This is a genomic window from Novosphingobium organovorum (assembly GCF_022832435.1).
Taxonomy (GTDB): domain Bacteria; phylum Pseudomonadota; class Alphaproteobacteria; order Sphingomonadales; family Sphingomonadaceae; genus Novosphingobium; species Novosphingobium organovorum.
Genome location: NZ_JALHLF010000218.1, coordinates 1 through 2,407 on the forward strand (window position 1 = coordinate 1; position 2,407 = coordinate 2,407).

2 protein-coding genes are annotated in these 2,407 nt (G+C 57.3%); both read right to left on the bottom strand.

The annotated features are described in order from the left end of the window. Positions 1–1,039: hypothetical protein (locus MTR62_RS20785; protein WP_244024540.1), on the bottom strand; the 1,039-nt coding region annotated here is incomplete at its 3' end. Between the two features lie 195 nt (positions 1,040–1,234). Further along, positions 1,235–2,293, bottom strand: a complete 1,059-nt coding sequence (locus MTR62_RS20790; protein WP_244024542.1) for an AbrB/MazE/SpoVT family DNA-binding domain-containing protein — start codon at positions 2,291–2,293, stop codon at positions 1,235–1,237. Positions 2,294–2,407 lie beyond the last annotated feature (114 nt).

Consider the following 2,407-nt stretch of genomic DNA (forward strand, 5'->3'; position numbering starts at 1 on the left):
CCTTCACGCTCTCACCTCGCAACGCGACCGAGGCCGGACGCTTACTCACGTCCAGATCTTCGATGGAATAGCCGTAGCACTCGTTGAAAGCTGTCGCGATCCCGCAGGTCTTTAGGTGGACGAGGACGCCGATTATCGTGTGAATCTCGGTGGGCGCGCCTCTTAAAGAAGCGGCGTTGCTCTGGAAGTAGGCTCCATTTTCCCAAGCGAAATTATCATGACGAACTGCAAGCCAAGAGTCATCGCCCAATGCATCGTTAAACCGATGACCGGCGAACGCCATACCGATATTGCCTTCGATCGTTTGCAGGCGGTCGCACGTTTCCAACAAGAGACCATCAAGCCTGTGGTCAAGCCGTGTTGCGTAGCGCCATTGAATAGCAGCAGCAAATTCTTCCATCTGTCCGGCACGCTGTGCCGCTTTGATGTTTTTCGCGCCTTCATCAAGGGAGATGACTGGTCGATCATAGACGTGAGGCGGATTGGCATATTTTGATTGGTATAGCCTTCCGGGATGGGCCTCACCCAAAAGCTCAAAGCCTTCCGCAATCCAATTGAGGGCAACGGCTCTTCGCCTCACTCGGTCATGAACGACAACGTATCGTTGCTCATCCTGCCAGCAGAGGGTCACTGCAATCTCGTTAACGGACGGATCGGCGTCCTTCGCTGTTACGGGTTCAACTAGCGCCAGGGCAACTTTCTCCCAACCCGACACCTTCAATTGTTTCGCGAGCCCTTCGGCTTCCTGCTCATATCGGGGTAGGCGGTCGCTGATCCTATGTCCGTCATATACATAGATCGGCTTTGCCCATGTTCTTGGGCCGAGTTGGAAGCGATAAAGCTCTTGCGCCACATCAGTGGCGTGGGTCCAACGAGACTTGCAGAAATCGCGGCACAAAACGAACGGCTTTCCCTGTCGTAATGACTGCGGCAGCTTATGCGCATCCTTGCCAAACGTGGCTTCCAAAATGTCGAAGAGTTGCCGCGCAGCCGCGCCGTCGGCGGCGTTCTTCAATTCTTCGTCATGAACTTTCCACATCTAAAATCGTCCGCTGCAACCCACTTTGCTAACGCCTAGCGGGATTTTCTTAAGAAACGGGCGACATGGCGACAAACAGGTATTTTTCCGGAATGGCCGGACTCGGGAGTGTGCCTTCGACCTCAGAATGTCCAACAAGGGCGCATGCGAGCCAACCGCACGCGCCCTTCATTTTTTTGACCAGTCGGGCGACAGTTATTCTCCGCTGTCTTCTCCCCGCCTTTCGAGAAAGCCTTCGACATCTCCTGTGTGGAGCTCTGCCAGAGCCTGAGCCTGGGCGACAGCTTGCGCCGCGGTGCGCAGCACCGTTCCATGCCTGGTAAGCTCGAAGTAGACCGCGTCGCCAGCCTTCAACCCCAGCTGCTGATACACAAGGGCAGGAATCCTTATCCGGCCATCCGCTGCAACCTTTGCTTGCATGTCCATCGCTCTGCCTCGATTCCTCCGCGGTAACGAAGCCTGCTTCATACCACGGATCAGGCTTTCCTTGGTTCGGCCCAATTCAGGAATACGGGCTTGCGCAGATTCTCGATCGAACAGCCCCTTGTCGGCGAACTTCACGCCCCGTTGCATGGCCAAATTCAGGGCGGCAACGTGATGCAGCTTGAGCCTCTTCGCGATCTCGGTCGTTCCGATGAACCGCTTTGCCAGGGTGACCGCATCCGCCATTCGAATGTCGCGAAAGGGTTTGCCCGGGCCCAACAGGAAGTCGCTGTAGCGCGAGAAATTGGTAGGCGAGAGGCCGAGAATATCGGCGCACTCCCGCTTGCTGACCGGTACGTCCGCCCAATCCATTTCGCTGTTAAGCGCGAACGCCGCCGCCTTCAGTTCGACGTTTCCGGGCAAACGAATTCGCTCCGCGATCGGGCCTTGGCCTGGCGCAAGCGCCGCAGCGAGTTCGCCGTTGGCGATGGCGGCTAGTACAGCGGCCCAAGGCTTGGGACGTCCGCCCAACTGCACCATGAGATCCGAAAGCCGAACGGGGAACCGTCGGTCAGACACCCCGAGATTGCCGCAAAGGCGCCGCGTAAACTCCGCAAGCGAAGCCTCGTCGACGGTGTGCTTACCTTTCCGGCCTGGCGGCAAGGGTGCCTCGTTGATCAAGCCCAACCACATCAGTTCACGCAGAGCGTAGCCGGGAATGCCCAGGTTGGCGGACGCGCGGACCAGACGCTTGCTAGGCGTATGCTGACGGGCCAGTTGCTCGATGGCTTCCCTGTCGAACAGGACATGCAACCTCTGCCCGTCGAGCAATGCCAGTCCACGCCATTGATTACTCCATCATTCGCAAGGACGGCGTGAATCATAACATGCTGGCATTGCTCAATAACTTTGGGATCAGATGGGGTGATTGGGGCTCGGCACCGA